The following is a 16,209-nucleotide window of genomic DNA, read 5'->3' on the forward strand; positions in this document are numbered from 1 at the left end:
ATTGACCTCGACCGGCGCGGCGCGGCTGCGCGCAGAGCTGGAAGAACTGAAGTCCGTGCAGAGGCCGGCCGTGATCCAGGCGATCGCCGAAGCGCGTGCCCACGGTGACCTCAAGGAAAACGCCGAATACCATGCCGCGCGCGAGCAGCAGGGCTTCATCGAGGGCCGGATCAAGACGCTGGAATCCGAGCTGTCCCACGCGCAGGTGATCGACGTCAGCACGCTCGATGCCGGCAGCCGGATCGTGTTCGGCGCGAGGGTGGTGCTTGCCGACGAGGATAGCGGCGAGGAGAAGCGCTACCAGATCGTCGGCGACCTCGAGGCGGACATCAAGCAGGGGCTGATCGCGATCTCCTCGCCGGTCGCGCGTGCGCTGATCGGCAAGCACGAAGGCGACATCGCCACCATCGATGCCCCCGGCGGCACCCGCGAGTACGAGATCGTCGAAGTCGGCTACGGCCGCTGAGGGGTGGTGCGGGCGACCTTCCTGCTGCCCGATGGCGCCAGCTACGGCGCGCAACGGTTGTCGCAGGCAACCGCCCGGACACTCGGCCGGGCGAACGGCCCGATCGCCACGACCCCGGGTCGACGTGCGCAGCTGCGCCGCCATTTCGCCCTGCCGCCGGGAGATTGGCCGCTTGCCGCGCTCTCCCGGCAGGGCGACGTCGGGGATGCCGCCGGCGCCGTCTGGTTGCGTGCCGACCCGGCCTTCCTGCGCCCCGACATCAATGGCGTGCGCCTTGTGGCGCACGGACCGGCGCTCGGGCTCGACGATGACGAGCGCCGTGTCCTGCTTTCCGTGCTCAAGCCGCTGTTCGACGAGGCCCGGATGGCACTGGATGCGCCCGACCCGCATCGCTGGTACCTGCGGCTTCCGCCGGACGCCACGCCGCCCGCGTTTTCAGACCCGGGGGAGGCCCTGGGCGAGGACTACCTCGACCACCTGGTCGAAGGCGGCGACGGACGGCAGTGGCGGGCCCTGCTCAACGAGGTGCAGGTGGCCTTGCACCACCACCCGTCCAACGCCATGCGCGTAGCCCGTGGGCAACCCCCGGTCAACGCTCTCTGGTTCTGGGGCGGTGGCAGTCTGCCGGAGGCGACGGCAACGCCGCTGCCGCAACACGCGGCGGTCCATGGCGACGACACCAGCCTGCGTGCGCTCGCCGCTCCGGGCCGGCTGCAGGCCCTGCCGGAACAGTACCCGCGGGAGGCAGGCGATGCCTTGTACGACCTCGCCTCCAGCCGGGACTTGGCCTGGTTGGACGCGAACTGGCTGCAGCCCGCGCTGGAAACGCTGGACTCGGGCGCGATCGAGGCGCTTGAACTGGACTTGCAAGATGGTCGGGCCTGGACGTTGCGGCGCAACGATCGCTGGCGGTTCTGGCGGCGCCCCTTGCCGCGGATGTCCGAATGAGTGCCTTGCCGGCACCGGGGCCAACGATCGTCCGTCGCCCGACGGCCGAAGGGGGTGGCGACTGGCCCCCCGGAATCCTCCCCGTGCTACGTCGGATCTACGCTTCGCGAGGTGTCCACGGGCTCGAGCAGGCACGCCCCCGCCTGGCGGGACTGCCTTCGCCGGACACTTTGGCCGGGATCCAACAAGCAACGGAGTTGCTGTCCGACGCCATCGCCACGGGTCGACCGATCCAGGTCGTCGGGGACTTCGACTGCGACGGCGCGACTGCATGCGCCGTCGCCATCCGCGGGCTGCGCATGCTGGGCGCAACGCACCTCTGGCACGCCGTGCCGAACCGCATCACGCACGGCTACGGCCTGTCACCGTCGCTCGTCGACACGCTCGCGCAAACCGGCTGCGCCACGCCGTCGGGCCTGGCCCGCTTGCTGGTGACCGTGGACCACGGCATCGCCTGCCACGCCGGGATCGCCGCGGCGAAGGCGCGCGGCTGGTCGGTCCTGGTCACCGACCATCACTTGCCCGGCAAGTCTCTGCCGCCGGCTGACGTCATCGTCAATCCGAACCAGCGCGACGACGCCTTCCCGGCCAAATCCCTGGCCGGTGTTGGCGTGATCTTCTATGTCCTGCTGGGGTTGCGTCGCCACCTGAGGGCGCTGGGCAGATTGCCCGATCCGGAACCCGACCTGGCCAGCCTGCTCGACCTGGTCGCGGTCGGCACGGTCGCCGATCTCGTGCCCCTCGATGGGCACAACCGCGCCCTCGTGTCCGCCGGCTTGCGGCGCCTGCGTGCCGGACACGGCGTGCCGGGGCTGCAGGCGCTCATCGACGTCGCGGGTCGGGATCGTTCGCGGCTGGGCGCCAGCGACATCGGCTTCGCCATCGCGCCGCGCATCAACGCCGCGGGCCGACTGGAGGACATGGCGCTGGGCATCGAGTGCCTGTTGTGCGACGAACCCGGCCGTGCGCGCGAGCTGGCCGCGGTCCTGGACGGCATCAATGCCGAGCGTCGCGGCGTCCAGCAGGGGATGGTCGAGGAGGCAGAAGCGCTGGCAGAGCGCTGCTCGCGCGGGCTGTCGGGATCGTTGCCTTCCGCGCTGTGCCTGTTCGACGCGGACTGGCATCCGGGCGTGGTCGGGCTGGTGGCCTCCCGGCTCAAGGAAGCGATGCACCGCCCGGTGGTGGCCTTCGCGCCGTCCGAACCGGGCAGCGACCAACTGCGCGGGTCCGCGCGCTCGATCCCCGGCTTCCACATCCGCGACGCCCTGGCTGCGGTGGACGCCGCCGAACCCGGGATGATCGGGAAATTCGGGGGGCACGCCATGGCGGCCGGCCTGTCGCTGCCGCGCGAAGCCCTTCCGGCATTCGAAGCGGCCCTCGTTGCCCATGCCGAATCCGTCATCGACCCCGGCTTGTTGCAGATGGAGCTGCTCAGCGACGGACCGCTGGAGGCGTGCGAGCTCGATCGCCGGCATGCGGAGGCCCTGCGCGACGGCGGTCCGTGGGGCCAGGGCTTCCCCGAGCCGCTGTTCGATGGTGTCTTCGAGGTACTGGCGTGGCGGCCCGTGGGCACCCGCCACCTGCGCCTCGACCTGGACAGCGGCGCCGGCCGCATCGCCGGCATCCATTTCGGTGGCTGGAACGGTACGCCGCCTGCACCGCGCATCCGCATCGCCTATCGCCTGCAGCCCGACGACTACCGTGGTGGCGATGCAGTGCAGCTGGTCGTCGTCCACCGCGAAGACGCTTTTTAGGCGGGGCTGAGCCCCTGCTGCCGGCTGCCTGCGCGCAGTTGGGAAGCGGCGGGCGCACGCCATGGCCGCTTGAATGGTTCCGGGCACCCGTTTCAACCCGCGAACGGGCGCATCCAGTGCACCCGTTTCGAGAGGCCGAAGCCTAGGAACCACAGGGTCAGCGTCGACAGGAGCGGCCAGGGTCCTTCCACTACCGGCAGCAACCCATGAGTCCGGGAGTTTTGCGTCATCTCCACGATTCTGGCCTGGTGAAGGCGGCCGACCGGAAACCCCGCTTCGGTCAGGTCACGGATGGCCGCCCACCAGCGCCGGGCGAATCCCAGGATCGCGACGACCGCGGCCCGATGGGTTCGGCTTCGTGGAATCCCCATCATCAACCTGGATAAGGTCCGCTCGATCGAACCGCTGGAGACCGACGATGCGCGGTTGCACATGCGCGAAGCCGCGGTGCTCCCGTGTTGCGGTCGCTCCCGCAAGCACCTGCGCGCCGGCGCGGCCGAGGCATGAAGGGGGAGAGCAGGGCGCCTGCAACTGGTAACATTCGCGGTCTTTCGCCACGGCCGCGCACGAGATGATCGAACTCAATCCCGTCCGCCAGCGCATCGCCGACCTGACCGGTCGGCTGGATGCGCTGAGGGGGTTTCTTTGACTACGACGCCAGGCGCGAACGGTTGGAGGAAGTCGAACGCGAGTTGGGCAACCCGGATGTCTGGAACGACCCGGAACGCGCCCAGGCCTTGGGGCGCGAGCGCTCGCTGCTCGACAAGACCGTCAACGGCATCCGCGACCTGACCGAAGGACTGGCCGGCGCGGCCGAGCTGCTGGACCTTGCCGAGGCCGAGGGCGACGAAGACACCGCCAATGCGGTGATCGACGATGTCGAAGCCCACGCTCGGCAGGTCGACAAGCTCGAGTTCCAGCGCATGTTCTCCGGCAAGATGGACAGCGCCAACGCCTTCGTCGACATCCAGGCCGGTGCCGGCGGTACCGAGGCGCAGGACTGGGCGGAGATGCTGCTGCGGATGTACCTGCGCTGGGCCGAGAGCCGGGGTTGGGAGACCGAGCTCATGGAGGTCAGCGGCGGCGACGTGGCGGGCATCAAGTCGGCGACCGTCCGCGTGCAGGGCGAGTACGCCTACGGCTGGCTCAAGACCGAGATCGGCGTGCATCGGCTGGTGCGCAAGTCCCCGTTCGATTCCGACAACCGGCGCCACACCAGCTTCACCTCGGTATTCGTTTCGCCGGAAGTCGACGACGACATCGACATCGAGATCAACCCGGCGGACCTGCGCACCGACGTCTACCGCTCTTCGGGTGCCGGCGGCCAGCACGTCAACAAGACCGAGTCGGCCGTGCGGATCACGCACATCCCGACCAACACCGTGGTCGCCTGCCAGACCGGGCGCAGCCAGCATGCCAACCGCGACACGGCGATGAAGATGCTGGCGGCCAAGCTCTACGAGCTGGAAGTCCAGAAGCGCAATGTGGAGAAGGATGCGCTGGAGGCGAGCAAGTCCGACATCGGCTGGGGCAGCCAGATCCGCAACTACGTGCTCGACCAGAGCCGGATCAAGGACCTCCGCACCGGCGTGGAGCGCACCGATACGCAAAAGGTGCTCGACGGCGACCTGGACGAGTTCATCGAGGCCAGCCTGAAATCCGGCCTCGAGGCCGGTTCCAAGCGCAGCGACGCGGTGTGACGCCACGGCGCCACGCCTACTATCCTTGGCGCGGCCGATGCCGCTCCTGCACCTCGCACCCGACGAACTCCCCATGACAGAACACGAGCCGCAAGCTGACGAGAACGCCCTGATCGCCGAGCGACGGGGCAAGCTGAAGTCGTTGCGCGGGCAGGGCGTGGCGTTCCCGAACGACTTCCGCCGGACGCACCATGCCGGCGAGCTCCAGGCGGAATACGCCGATGCCGAGCGCTGGACCGGCGAAGCGCTGGACGAGGCGGGCGTGCGCGTCGTCGTGGCGGGACGAATGATGGCCAAGCGATTGATGGGCAAGGCCGCGTTCGTGCAGATACAGGACGGTTCGGGGCGCATCCAGCTGTTCCTGCAGGCCGCGGCGCTGGGAGACGGGTACGACGCCTTCAAGGGATGGGATGTCGGCGACATCGTCGGCGCCGAGGGAAACCTGATGCGGACGCGTACCGGCGAGCTGTCGGTCAAGGTCGACACGCTCCGGTTGTTGACCAAGTCGTTGCGTCCGCTGCCGGACAAATGGCATGGGCTCGCGGACGTGGAACAGCGCTACCGGCAGCGCTACGTCGACCTGATCGTGACCGGCGAAGCGCGCGACGTGTTCCTGAAGCGCTCCAGGATCATCGGCGCGATGCGGCGCTGGCTGGACGAGCGTAGCTTCCTCGAAGTCGAGACGCCGATGATGCACTACCTCGTCGGCGGCGCCACGGCGAAGCCTTTCGCCACCCACCACAATGCGCTGGACCTCGACCTGTATCTCAGGGTGGCACCGGAGCTCTACCTCAAGCGGCTGGTGGTGGGCGGCTTCGAGCGCGTCTACGAGATCAACCGCAACTTCCGCAACGAGGGCGTCAGTACCCGCCACAACCCGGAGTTCACGATGCTCGAGCTGTACGAGGCCTACGCCACGTACGAAGACATCATGGACCTGACCGAATCGATGATCCGGGACGTCGCCCGGATGGCGCTGGGCGAGGTCCAGTTGCCCTGGGAAGGACGCGTCATCGACCTGACCCCGAGGTTCCGCCGCTGGAAGATGGCCGAGGCGGTTCAGGAGCGCAATCCGGGGATCTCCGAGGAGGACTGCCGCGACCGGGACGCCCTGTCGCGCCACTGCGCTGCGCTGGGCATTCCGGTCAAGCCGGGCTACGGATGGGGCAAGTTGCTTCTGGAGATCTTCGAGAAGACGGTCGAGGCCGACCTGGTCCAGCCGACCTTCATCACCCACTACCCGGTCGAGGTGTCGCCACTGGCGCGCGAATCGGACAGCGAACCCGGCATCACCGACCGCTTCGAGCTCTTCGCCGGGGGGAAGGAGCTGGCCAACGGGTTTTCCGAGCTCAACGACCCCGAGGACCAGGCCGCCCGATTCCGCGCCCAGGTCGAGGCGATGGACGGTGGCGACGACGAGGCCATGCACTACGACGCCGATTACATCCGCGCGCTGGAAGTGGGGATGCCGCCGACCGGTGGACTGGGCGTCGGGATCGATCGTTTGGTGATGATGTTCACGGATTCGGCATCGATCCGCGACGTGCTTCTGTTCCCCTACATGCGGCCCGAGGCGCATCTCTAGCCGCCCCGCGCTCCTGGATGACAGGCATGGTCAGGAAGTGACCGTCTGGCCCCATCATTCGCGTATTCAGGTAGATTAGGCGGCGATTCCCCCATTCAGGCGAAGGGCACGAGACTTGCTTGCCACCTGTTCACCCGGCGAGACTGTCCGGGCCCACCCCCGGGGGACGCTCTGAAGGAGCGACAGTCACGTGAACATCGTCATCGTCGACGACCAGACTTCGGCCCGCACCATGCTGCGGCACATCCTCGAGGACATCAGCCCCGAGCTCGACGTGCTCGACTTTGGTGATCCCCAGGACGCATTGCACTGGTGCGAGAACAACCGCCCCGACCTGCTCCTGCTGGATTACCGGATGCCGGTGATGGACGGGTTGGAGTTCGCCCGCCGGTTCCGGCGTCCCTTGCTGCACCGCGACGTGCCGATCGTGCTGGTGACCGTGGTGGGGGACGAGCCCGTCCGCCAGGCGGCCCTTGATGCCGGCGTGATCGACTTCCTGGTCAAGCCGGTTCGCCCCAGGGAGCTGCGGGCGCGCTGCCGCAACCTGCTGCAGTTGCGCCAGCAATCCGAGTCGGTGAAGCAGCGCGCACTGTCCCTGGAGCAGCGGCTGCTGGCGAGCATGCATGAGGTAGAGGAACGCGAGCGCGAGACGCTGTCGCGACTCGCCAGGGCCATCGCCTACCGCGATGCGGGCACCAGTGCCAACCTGGCGCGCGTCGCCGAGGTCGCGGGCCTGATCGCAGAAGAGCTGGGGATGTTCGAGGATGAAGTCCGGATGATCGAACTGGCCGCGCCGCTGCACGACATCGGCAAGATCGCCATCCCCGATGCCGTCCTGATGAAACCGGGCCCGCTGACTTCCGACGAGACCTCCATGATGCGTCGGCATCCCCAGATCGGTTTCGAGCTGCTGAACGACAGCGAGAACCGATTCATACAGATCGGCGCCACGATTGCGCTGCGCCACCAGGAGCGGTACGACGGCAGCGGTTACCCGGACGGCCTCGCGGGGGACCAGATCCCGATCGAGGCCCGGATCGTCGCGGTCGCCGATGTCTTCGACGCGTTGATCTCCAAGCGGCCCTACAAGCCCGCCTGGACGGTCGGCGATGCACTGGCCTACATCGCCAGCGAGCGCGGCAAGCAGTTCGATCCCCGCTGCGTCGATGCGTTGATGAAGAACCGCGACAAGGTGGACGCGATCTGCGAACGCACCATGCCGCGGCCGGCTCCGGGAACCGGAGGGGACTGAAGTGAATGCAGCCGTCCAATGGCTGAAGTCCAGGGTCTCGCAACGCCCGGACAGCGAGCATGGGCAGGCGCTCGTCCGGATCGCGGTGCTGCTCGTGGTCCTCGTGTACATGATCCTGCGGGAGCAATTCGGGATCGCGCCGGACGGCGCGACCAAGCTGGTCATGCTCATGGTGGTGACCGGCTTTTCGGTCGGTACGGCGCTTCTCGTCGCGATCCTGGTCGATCCGGGCGTATCGCACGCCCGGCGCGCCATCGGCATGGCTTCCGACTATGGCTTGATGGGCGCGGCCATGGTGGTCATGGGCGAGCCGCTGGCATGGGTCTACGTCATCCTCATGTGGGTGACGGTCGGCAACGGCTTGCGCTACGGCAATCGCTACCTGTTCTGCGCGGTCGCGATGGCCGTCGCCAGTTTCGGTGCCGTGATCACGCTCACACCGTATTGGTCCGACAACCGCACGCTGAGCATTGGGCTCCTGCTGGGACTGGCGGCGGTTCCCTTGTATCTATCCGGCTTGCTGCGGGCCTTGACGCAAGCGACCAACGAGGCCCGGCGCGCCAACGAGGCCAAGAGCCTGTTCCTGGCGAACATGAGCCATGAATTCCGTACCCCGCTCAACGGCTTGTCTGGCACTTCGGAGCTGCTCGGCACCACCCGCCTCGACGAAGAGCAGCGGGGATATGTCGACACCATCCAGGCGTCGACGAAGTCACTGCTCGCCCTGGTCGAGGACGTGCTGGACATCTCCGCCATCGAGGCGGGCAAGTTCAAGCTGAACACCGAGTCGTTCGCCATCCGCGACCTGGTGGCCAACATCGGGCTCATCCTCGCCCCCGCCGCCAAGGCGAAGGGGCTGGACTACAGCGTGGCGATCGCGGACGACGTGGCGCCCGAGGTGTTCGGTGACCCCGCGCACTTGCGCCAGGTGCTCATCAACCTTGTGAACAACGCGATCAAGTTCACCGACAGGGGCTTCGTGCGCCTCGAGGTAGCGTCCGCGGAGACGGAGGTCGCCAGCGGGACGCGCCTTCGTTTCACCGTGTCGGACTCGGGGATCGGCATCCCGGCATCGGCACGCGCCAAGTTGTTCGAGGCGTTTGAACAGGCAGACGCGAGCCTGTCCAGGCGCCACGGCGGCACTGGCCTGGGCACCACGATCGCCAAGGGTCTGACCGAGGCGATGGGCGGCCGCATCGGCTTCGAAAGCACGGAAGGAGAGGGCAGCCGTTTCTGGGTCGAGTTGCCGTTCCAGCTTCCGGTCGTGGAACCGCAGGTCGCCGGGGCAGCGGCCGAAGGGCGGGAAACGGTCGACGCCGCCGCCCAGGCGCGCACGGAAAACATCATTGCCTTCTCCGATCCGTTCCTGCGCCATCGTGCGCGCATCCGGTCGATGCAGGTCCTGATCGCAGACGATCATGCCGCCAACCGGATGGTGTTGCAGGGCCTGCTTCAGAAGGCGGGACACAAGGTCGTGGCGGTCAGCGACGGCGAGGCGGTCCTCGATGCCGTCGAGTTGAGCGACTACGACCTGGTGATCGTGGACCTGCACATGCCGGGCATCAGCGGATTGGAAATGCTCAGGCAGCTGCGGGTCATGGAGGCCGGAGGCCGCCGCAAGACGCCGGTGGTGATGTTCAGCGCGGACGTCACCCCCGACGCGATCCGCAAGTGCGAGGAGGCGGGGGCGCATTCCTTCATGCCCAAGCCGATCGTCGCCACGCGCCTGCTCGCCACGCTGGCGGAAATTGCGACCGGTAGCGCTGGAGCGCCCGACGAAGACAAGCCGGCATCCGCGCACAGCGCACTGTTGCGGGAGGATGGCACCCTTGATTCGAGCGTTCTCGACGAGCTTGGCGCATTGGCGATGGGCGAGGCGTTCGAGAAGGAATTCATCGAACAGTGCCTGTCGGACGCCCAGGGTTGCGTGGCTGCATTCGAGCAACAGGGCGCGGCGGAACGGTGGGACCAGATCCGGGAGCAGGCACATGCCCTGAAGGGCGTCGCCAGCAACCTCGGGCTACTGAAACTGGCCGCCGGGGCGGGGGAAGTGATGCACCTGCCCGACTGGCAGCTGTCGCGCGAATGGCGCCAGCGGCTGGTGGGATTGCGTGAAAAGCTGGCGCAGGGCAGGAGCGCCCTCGCGGCACGCGCGGACGCGCGTGCCCAGGACAACAGCGAACGCAAGGGCTAGCGGGCAGACCCTGCGATCCGGCTGCTAAGTCAGGCCGCGGCGCTCTTGCTGAGGCGTTCCTGGGCCTTGACGATGCGATCCATGGTGCGCAACGACTTCTCGCCAAGCGCCAGTGCCGTGTCGACCCAGACCTCGGTGATCCCCATCAGTTCGTTGTAGCCCACCGGCTGCGCGATCGACCTGGCCGCGTTCAGGGCGAGGTAGGCGTGCGGGGAACGCTGTTGCTTGCGAATGATTTCGTCGACCGCGGCCTCGCCCTCGCCCTTGGGGACCAGCACGTCGACCACGCCCATCTTGTGCATCTCTTCGCTGCTGTAGATGTTGCCGTCAAGGATGATCTTCTCGGCCAGCTGCGGCGAGACGCGCTTGCACAGGAAGGAGTAGGCGCCCATGCCCGGGAACAGGCCGAAGAGGACCTCGGGCAGGCCCATGCCGACGCCTTCCTCGGCAACGATGGTGTGGCAGGACAAGGCAAGCTCAAGGCCTCCGCCGAGGGCGTCGCCCTGGACCAGGGAGATGGTCCGGACATCGCCACCAAGGCCCGTGTGAAGGTGGTAGACGCCATCGATGCAGCGCCGCGCGTATTCCAGCAGCATTTGCCGGTTGTTGTTCCTGATCAGCGTGGAGAACAGCTCCAGGTCGCCGCCAAGGTTGAAGGCGGGGGCGTCGGAAGCGAGCACGACGTGCCGCAGCTGGCCGGGCTGGCGCTGGGCATCCCGGAGCGTGATCGTGGTCAGGAAGGCCCACATGTCCTCCATGAGTGCCGTGCGGAAGCAGGGGCGGACCCCGCGGCCGATGTCGGCGTGCATGTACATCCAGTGCGCGGCGCTATTGGGGGCGGACTCGACGCGAAGGGTGGGAAACGTGGATGTGCGCTGCAGTTTTTCGACGTTGTTCATGGAGGATCCCCCAATGCTGGCAGACGGCCGATCGGGCCCGGCCATGTGCCGTGAGAGGTCAGAGAGTGCCCGAGGCCTCCATGTATGCGCCTAAACCGTCAGTCCGGCAAGGGGTTACGCCCGCTTTCGACGCTTTGGGATGAATTTCACGCGATAACTGTGAACTGGTTCACGGTTTTGCCCGGCGGTGGGCCCAAGGGGCCAAATCCGTCAGTCGCGGAGCTCGCGGCGGAGTATCTTGCCCACATTCGTTTTGGGCAGCTCATCACGGAATTCGATGATCTTGGGCTGCTTGTATCCGGTCAGGTTCTCGCGCGCATGGGCCTTGACCATGTCCTCGGTCAGCCCGGGATCCTTCTTCACGATCACGACCTTGACCGCCTCGCCCGCTTTCTCGTCCGGCACCCCCACGGCGGCGACTTCGAGCACGCCGGGCATCATGGCGATCACGTCCTCGATCTCGTTCGGGTAGACGTTGAAACCCGACACCAGGATCATGTCCTTCTTACGATCGACGATGTAGAAGAAGCCTTGCTCGTCCATCCGCGCCATGTCGCCTGTATGCAGCCAGCCGTCGGCATCGATCGCCTTGGCCGTTTCCTCGGGGCGCTGCCAGTAGCCCTTCATGACCTGCGGTCCCTTGATGCACAGTTCGCCGACTTCGCCGGCCCCGACCATGCGGCCGGATTCGTCCTTGATGCAGGCATCGGTCGAGGGAATGGGCAGGCCGATGGCGCCGTTGTATTCGACCAGGTCCATCGGGTTGATGCATGCCGCCGGTGACGTCTCGGTCAGGCCGTAGGCTTCCACCAGGGTCACGCCGGTGACCTTCTGCCAGCGGTCGGCCACCGCGCGCTGCACGGCCATGCCTCCGCCTAGCGTCATCCTCAGCGGCGAGAAGTCGATCTCATCGAAACCGGGGGTGTTCAGGAGCCCGTTGAACAGGGTGTTGACCCCGGTGATCGCGGTGAACGGCTGGCGCTTGAGTTCCTTGACGAAGCCCGGCATGTCCCGTGGATTCGTGATCAATACGTTCTTGCCGCCGAACTTCATGAAGACGAGGTTGTTCGCAGTGAGTGCGAAGATGTGGTACAGCGGCAGCGCGGTGATGATGGTCTCTTCCCCGTAGCGGATCACCGTTCCGATCCAGGCGGCGGCCTGCTGCATGTTCGCGACGAGGTTGCGGTGGGTGAGCATCGCCCCCTTGGCCACGCCCGTCGTGCCGCCCGTGTACTGGAGGAAGGCGGTGTCCTCGGGATTGATGTTGACCGACGGCAACTTGTGCTTCGAGCCGGCCGAGAGGGCGTCCCGGAACCTGATCGCGCCGTCGATGTGGTACTCCGGCACCATCTTCTTCAGGTGCTTGAGGACGAAGTTGACGACGGGTCCCTTCGGGAAGCCGAGCATGTCGCCGAGTCCCGTGGTGATCACCTTCCTGACCTGCGTGTCGGCGAGCACCTTCTCGACGACGTCACCGAAGTTGTCGAGCACGAGCACGACGCTGGTCCCCGAGTCCACGAGCTGATGCTTGAGCTCGCGGGCGGTGTACATCGGGTTGGTGTTCACCACGGTCAACCCGGCGCGCAGGATCCCGAAGGTTGCGACGGGATGTTGCAGGCAATTGGGCAACATGATGGCGACGCGATCGCCCTTCTTCAGGCCCAACTCGCCAAGCAGGTAGGCCGCGAAATGGCTGCTCAGCGTGTCCAGCTCGCCATAGGTGATGGCCTTGCCCATGTTCGAGAAGGCTGGCCGGTCCCGGTAGGTGCGGATCGCGCTTTCAAGCACGGACGGGATGGACGGGAACTCATCGACGTCGATCTGCGCCGGCACGCCTTCGGGATAGTGGGCCAGCCATGGTCGCTCGATGGACATAAAGGTCTCCTGGACAGGCGTAACGCCGCCGAATGTGACGCCGTGCGCATACGTATGGATTGGAGCATAGGCTCCAAGGAGCCGCAAGGCGACGGGCCGTACCGCGTTTTACAGCCGCCGCACCGACGATTAGCCTGCTTCGAACGGAGGGAGAGCGCATGGACCGGACAAAGTCCTCGAGCACCAGGGCGCGTGGCGCCACCTGGAGTGGCGCGATGCTGCTGGCTGCGGTCTTGCTGCTGTCGGGTTGCACCCGCGGGCCGTCGGAGCAGGCGCTACGCCTCGCGCTGGACGGCTTGCAGGAGGCGGTCGAGGACCGGGATGCCGCGGGGATCGAGCGCTACCTCGCGGAGGATTTCATCGGCCCCGAGGGAATCGACCGCGCTGGCGCACGTCGGCTGGCCGCCGTGCACCTGATGCGCCATGGCGTGGTCGGCATGGACGTGGTGGGCCCGCTGGACCTGCGGATGGGTGACGGGCACGCCACGGTCCGCTTCACGGCCGCGATGACCGGCGGCCAAGGCGGGCTCCTGCCAGAATCGGGGCAGGTCTACGCCGTCCAAACGGGCTGGAAATTCCAGGGCGGCCAGTGGTTGCTGGCGAGCGCCGACTGGAAGCGCACACTCTAGGCCTGCGCTGGACCGCTGGTGCCCGCGGCGAGGCCGTGGGCCCGCGACTCAAAGTTCTTGCCTCAGGCCGCCTTCCTGGCCGCAAGCTGGCGAAGCACGTAGTGCAGGATGCCGCCGTTGCGGTAGTAGTCGGTTTCCTTGGGCGTCAGGAGCAACACGTCGACCTCGAACCGGGTCTCGCTGCCGTCGGCCTTGCGTGCCACGACCTGCGCGATCCTGGACGCGCCGTCGTCCAGGCCGGTGATGTCGAAGGACTCCGACCCATCCAGACCCAGCGTGCCGGCGTCCTGGCCATCCCTGAATCGCAAGGGCAGGACACCCATGCCCACGAGGTTGGACCGATGGATTCGCTCGAAGCTTTGCGCGATCACGGCCTTCACGCCGAGCAGGAGGGTGCCTTTGGCGGCCCAGTCGCGCGACGAGCCGGTGCCGTACTCCTTGCCGGCCAGCACCACCAGCGGCGTGCCGTCGGCCTTGTATCTCATCGCCGCGTCGTAGATCGGCATCTTCTCGCCGTCACCCTTGCCGGCGGCACCCTTGCGGAAGTACAGGGTGTTGCCGCCTTCCTCGCCATCGAAGAAGCGGTTCTTGATGCGGATGTTCGCGAACGTGCCGCGCACCATCACGTCGTCGTTGCCGCGTCGCGAGCCGTAGCTGTTGAAATCGGCTGGCTGCACCCCTCGCTGCTGCAGGAACGTCCCGGCGGGCGAATCCTTCTTGATGTTGCCGGCGGGCGAGATGTGGTCGGTGGTGATCGAGTCGCCGAACAGGCCGAGCACGCGCGCGCCATGGATGTCGTCGATGCTGCCGACGTCCATGGTCATGCCTTCGAAGTAGGGCGGACTCTTGATGTAGGTGGACGCCTCGTCCCACCGGTAGAGCTCGCCATCGGGGGACTCGATCGCGTTCCAGCGCGCGTCGCCCTCGAACACGTCGGCGTAGTTCTTCGAGAACATCTCCGGGCCGACGGTGCCGGCGACCAGGTCGGCCACTTCCTTCGTGGTTGGCCAGATGTCGCGCAGGTAGACGTCGTTGCCGTCGGCGTCGTGGCCGATCGGGTCATTGGTCAGGTCGATGTTGATGGTGCCCGCCAGGGCGTACGCCACCACGAGCGGCGGAGAAGCCAGGTAGTTCATCTTGACGTGGGCATGGATCCGGCCTTCGAAGTTCCGGTTGCCCGACAGCACCGCGGCGACCGCGAGGTCGTTCTGCACGATCGCCTCGGCCACCGGGTCCGGCAGCGGTCCCGAGTTTCCGATGCAGGTGGTGCAGCCATAGCCGACGAGGTAGAACCCGGCTTGCTCGAGGTCGTCCAGCAGGCCCGCTTTCTGGAGGTAGTCGGTGACCACCAGCGAGCCCGGCGCGAGCGAGGTCTTCACCCATGGCTTCGCCCTGAGGCCCTTGGCGAGCGCATTGCGCGCGACGAGCCCGGCTCCCAGCATGACTGCGGGGTTGGAGGTGTTGGTGCAGGACGTGATTGCGGCGATCACCACCGACCCGTCGGTCAGGTCGGCATCCTGGTCGTGGATTCGGATCCGCGCGACCGGCGCGGCCGCGAGATGTTCGGCCTGGTCCTGGTGCCCGCCCTCGGCATCCATCTCCCGCTTTTCCTCCTCCAGCTTCATGGTCCGCTGCGCGGTCATGCCGACGACGTGCTCGCGGAAGTTCTCCTGCATGTCGCTCAGCAGCACGCGATCCTGCGGACGCTTGGGCCCGGCCAGCGACGGCAGGACCCTGGCCATGTCGAGCTCCAGGATCGAGGAGTACTCCGCATCCGGCGTGCCGGGCGCGTGCCACAGTCCCTGGGCCTTGGCATAGGCCTCGACCAGTGCGATCCGGGCCGCGTCGCGTCCCGACAGTCGGAGATAGTTCAACGACTCCTCGTCGATCGGGAAGATGCCGCAGGTCGCGCCGTACTCGGGGGCCATGTTGGCGATCGTGGCCCGGTCGGCCAGCGGCAGGTGGGGCAGTCCTTCACCGAAGAATTCCACGAACTTTCCGACCACGCCGTGGGCGCGCAGCATCTGGGTCACGGTGAGCACCAGGTCGGTACCGGTCGCGCCCTCCGGGAGCCGGCCGGTGAGCTTGAAGCCGACGACCTGCGGGATCAGCATCGAGGAGGGTTGGCCCAGCATCGCGGCCTCGGCCTCGATCCCGCCCACGCCCCAGCCGAGCACCCCGAGGCCGTTGATCATCGTCGTGTGCGAGTCGGTGCCGAACACGGTGTCGGGGAATGCGAGCAGGGTCCCGTCGACTTCCCGCTCCATCACCACGCGTGCCAGGTGCTCAAGGTTCACCTGGTGGACGATGCCCGTGCTCGGTGGCACCACCTTGAAGTCCTGGAATGCCTTCTGGCCCCAGCGCAGGAACCCGTAGCGCTCCTTGTTGCGGTCGAACTCGATCTTCGCGTTGAGGTCCAGCGCCTCCGGGCGTCCGTAGGCGTCGACCTGCACCGAGTGGTCGATGACCAGCTCGGACGGGATCTGCGGATTGATCTGGCTCGCCGCTCCACCGAGCCTGGCCACCGCGTCGCGCATCGCGGCCAGGTCGACGACGCAAGGGACCCCGGTGAAGTCCTGCAGCAGCACGCGCGCCGGCATGAAAGCGATCTCGGTGTCGGGTTCGGCCTTCGGATCCCACTGCGCGACCGCCTCGATATGCGCCTTGCCGACGGTCATGCCGCCGTCTTCGTGCCGCAGCAGGTTCTCCAGCAGGATCTTCATCGAATAGGGCAGGCGGGCCAGGTCGAACCGCTCGCCGAGCTTGGGCAGGCTGAAATAGACGTAGGACTTGCCGTTGACGTCGAGTTGGGCGCGTGTGGCGAAGGAGTCGGCCATGCGTGGGCTCCGGAAAAGCGAATGGGGGAGGCGGCAGGAGTCGCCGCCTGAACCCGCCAATTATGCCGGA

11 protein-coding genes and 1 pseudogene are annotated in these 16,209 nt (G+C 67.0%); 8 read left to right on the plus strand and 4 right to left on the minus strand.

What is annotated here, in order from left to right; all coding sequences use genetic code 11:
• The first annotated feature begins 1 nt into the window (after position 1).
• Genes greA through recJ form a run of 3 tightly spaced genes read left to right on the plus strand, consistent with a single transcriptional unit; the run spans position 2 to position 3,168 of the window.
• Entirely contained in the window at positions 2 to 466 is a 465-nt protein-coding gene (gene greA / locus ABD970_RS08635; RefSeq protein ID WP_345295691.1) for a transcription elongation factor GreA, read from the plus strand.
• Positions 467 to 472: 6 nt separating this feature from the next.
• Positions 473 to 1,414, plus strand: coding sequence for a phosphoglycerate mutase (locus tag ABD970_RS08640; protein ID WP_345295086.1), 942 nt, complete (start codon positions 473 to 475; stop codon positions 1,412 to 1,414).
• Positions 1,411 to 3,168: a single-stranded-DNA-specific exonuclease RecJ gene (gene recJ, locus ABD970_RS08645; protein ID WP_345295087.1), complete on the plus strand. Its 1,758-nt coding sequence runs from the start codon at positions 1,411 to 1,413 to the stop codon at positions 3,166 to 3,168. The genes ABD970_RS08640 and recJ overlap by 4 nt, the downstream gene beginning before the upstream one ends.
• Before the next feature lie 92 nt (positions 3,169 to 3,260).
• Here recJ and ABD970_RS08650 read toward each other — a convergent pair whose 3' ends face one another.
• Entirely contained in the window at positions 3,261 to 3,602 is a 342-nt protein-coding gene (locus ABD970_RS08650; RefSeq protein WP_345295088.1) for a hypothetical protein, read from the minus strand.
• A 137-nt stretch (positions 3,603 to 3,739) separates the two neighbouring features.
• On the opposite strand from ABD970_RS08650, the gene prfB reads away from it, so the two are divergent.
• From prfB to ABD970_RS08670, 4 genes and pseudogenes are all read left to right on the plus strand, one after another.
• A protein-coding gene (gene prfB / locus ABD970_RS08655; RefSeq protein ID WP_345295089.1) for a peptide chain release factor 2 occupies positions 3,740 to 4,868 on the plus strand; the annotation gives its coding sequence in 2 pieces (ribosomal slippage) (positions 3,740 to 3,814 and positions 3,816 to 4,868; 1,128 coding nt in all).
• Positions 4,869 to 4,941: 73 nt separating this feature from the next.
• Positions 4,942 to 6,453 carry a lysine--tRNA ligase gene (gene lysS, locus ABD970_RS08660; RefSeq protein WP_345295090.1) on the plus strand — a complete coding sequence of 504 codons (1,512 nt, stop codon included), beginning with the start codon at positions 4,942 to 4,944 and terminating at the stop codon, positions 6,451 to 6,453.
• A 187-nt stretch (positions 6,454 to 6,640) separates the two neighbouring features.
• Positions 6,641 to 7,705: pseudogene (locus tag ABD970_RS08665) on the plus strand (HD domain-containing phosphohydrolase); the annotation flags it as partial.
• Position 7,706: 1 nt separating this feature from the next.
• Positions 7,707 to 9,899 carry an ATP-binding protein gene (locus tag ABD970_RS08670; protein ID WP_345295091.1) on the plus strand — a complete coding sequence of 731 codons (2,193 nt, stop codon included), beginning with the start codon at positions 7,707 to 7,709 and terminating at the stop codon, positions 9,897 to 9,899.
• 29 nt (positions 9,900 to 9,928) lie between these two features.
• Here ABD970_RS08670 and ABD970_RS08675 read toward each other — a convergent pair whose 3' ends face one another.
• Positions 9,929 to 10,798: a crotonase/enoyl-CoA hydratase family protein gene (locus tag ABD970_RS08675; protein ID WP_345295092.1), complete on the minus strand. Its 870-nt coding sequence runs from the start codon at positions 10,796 to 10,798 to the stop codon at positions 9,929 to 9,931.
• 210 nt (positions 10,799 to 11,008) lie between these two features.
• Complete coding sequence (locus ABD970_RS08680) at positions 11,009 to 12,673, minus strand: long-chain fatty acid--CoA ligase (RefSeq protein ID WP_345295093.1); 1,665 nt, start codon at positions 12,671 to 12,673, stop codon at positions 11,009 to 11,011.
• A gap of 158 nt (positions 12,674 to 12,831) precedes the next feature.
• On the opposite strand from ABD970_RS08680, the gene ABD970_RS08685 reads away from it, so the two are divergent.
• Positions 12,832 to 13,302: a nuclear transport factor 2 family protein gene (locus ABD970_RS08685; protein ID WP_345295094.1), complete on the plus strand. Its 471-nt coding sequence runs from the start codon at positions 12,832 to 12,834 to the stop codon at positions 13,300 to 13,302.
• Positions 13,303 to 13,364: 62 nt separating this feature from the next.
• On the opposite strand, the gene acnA is transcribed toward ABD970_RS08685, so the two are convergent.
• Positions 13,365 to 16,139 carry an aconitate hydratase AcnA gene (gene acnA, locus ABD970_RS08690; protein WP_345295095.1) on the minus strand — a complete coding sequence of 925 codons (2,775 nt, stop codon included), beginning with the start codon at positions 16,137 to 16,139 and terminating at the stop codon, positions 13,365 to 13,367.
• Between the last annotated feature and the right edge of the window lie 70 nt (positions 16,140 to 16,209).

Source organism: Luteimonas vadosa (assembly GCF_039543545.1).
In the GTDB taxonomy this organism is placed as follows: domain Bacteria; phylum Pseudomonadota; class Gammaproteobacteria; order Xanthomonadales; family Xanthomonadaceae; genus Luteimonas; species Luteimonas vadosa.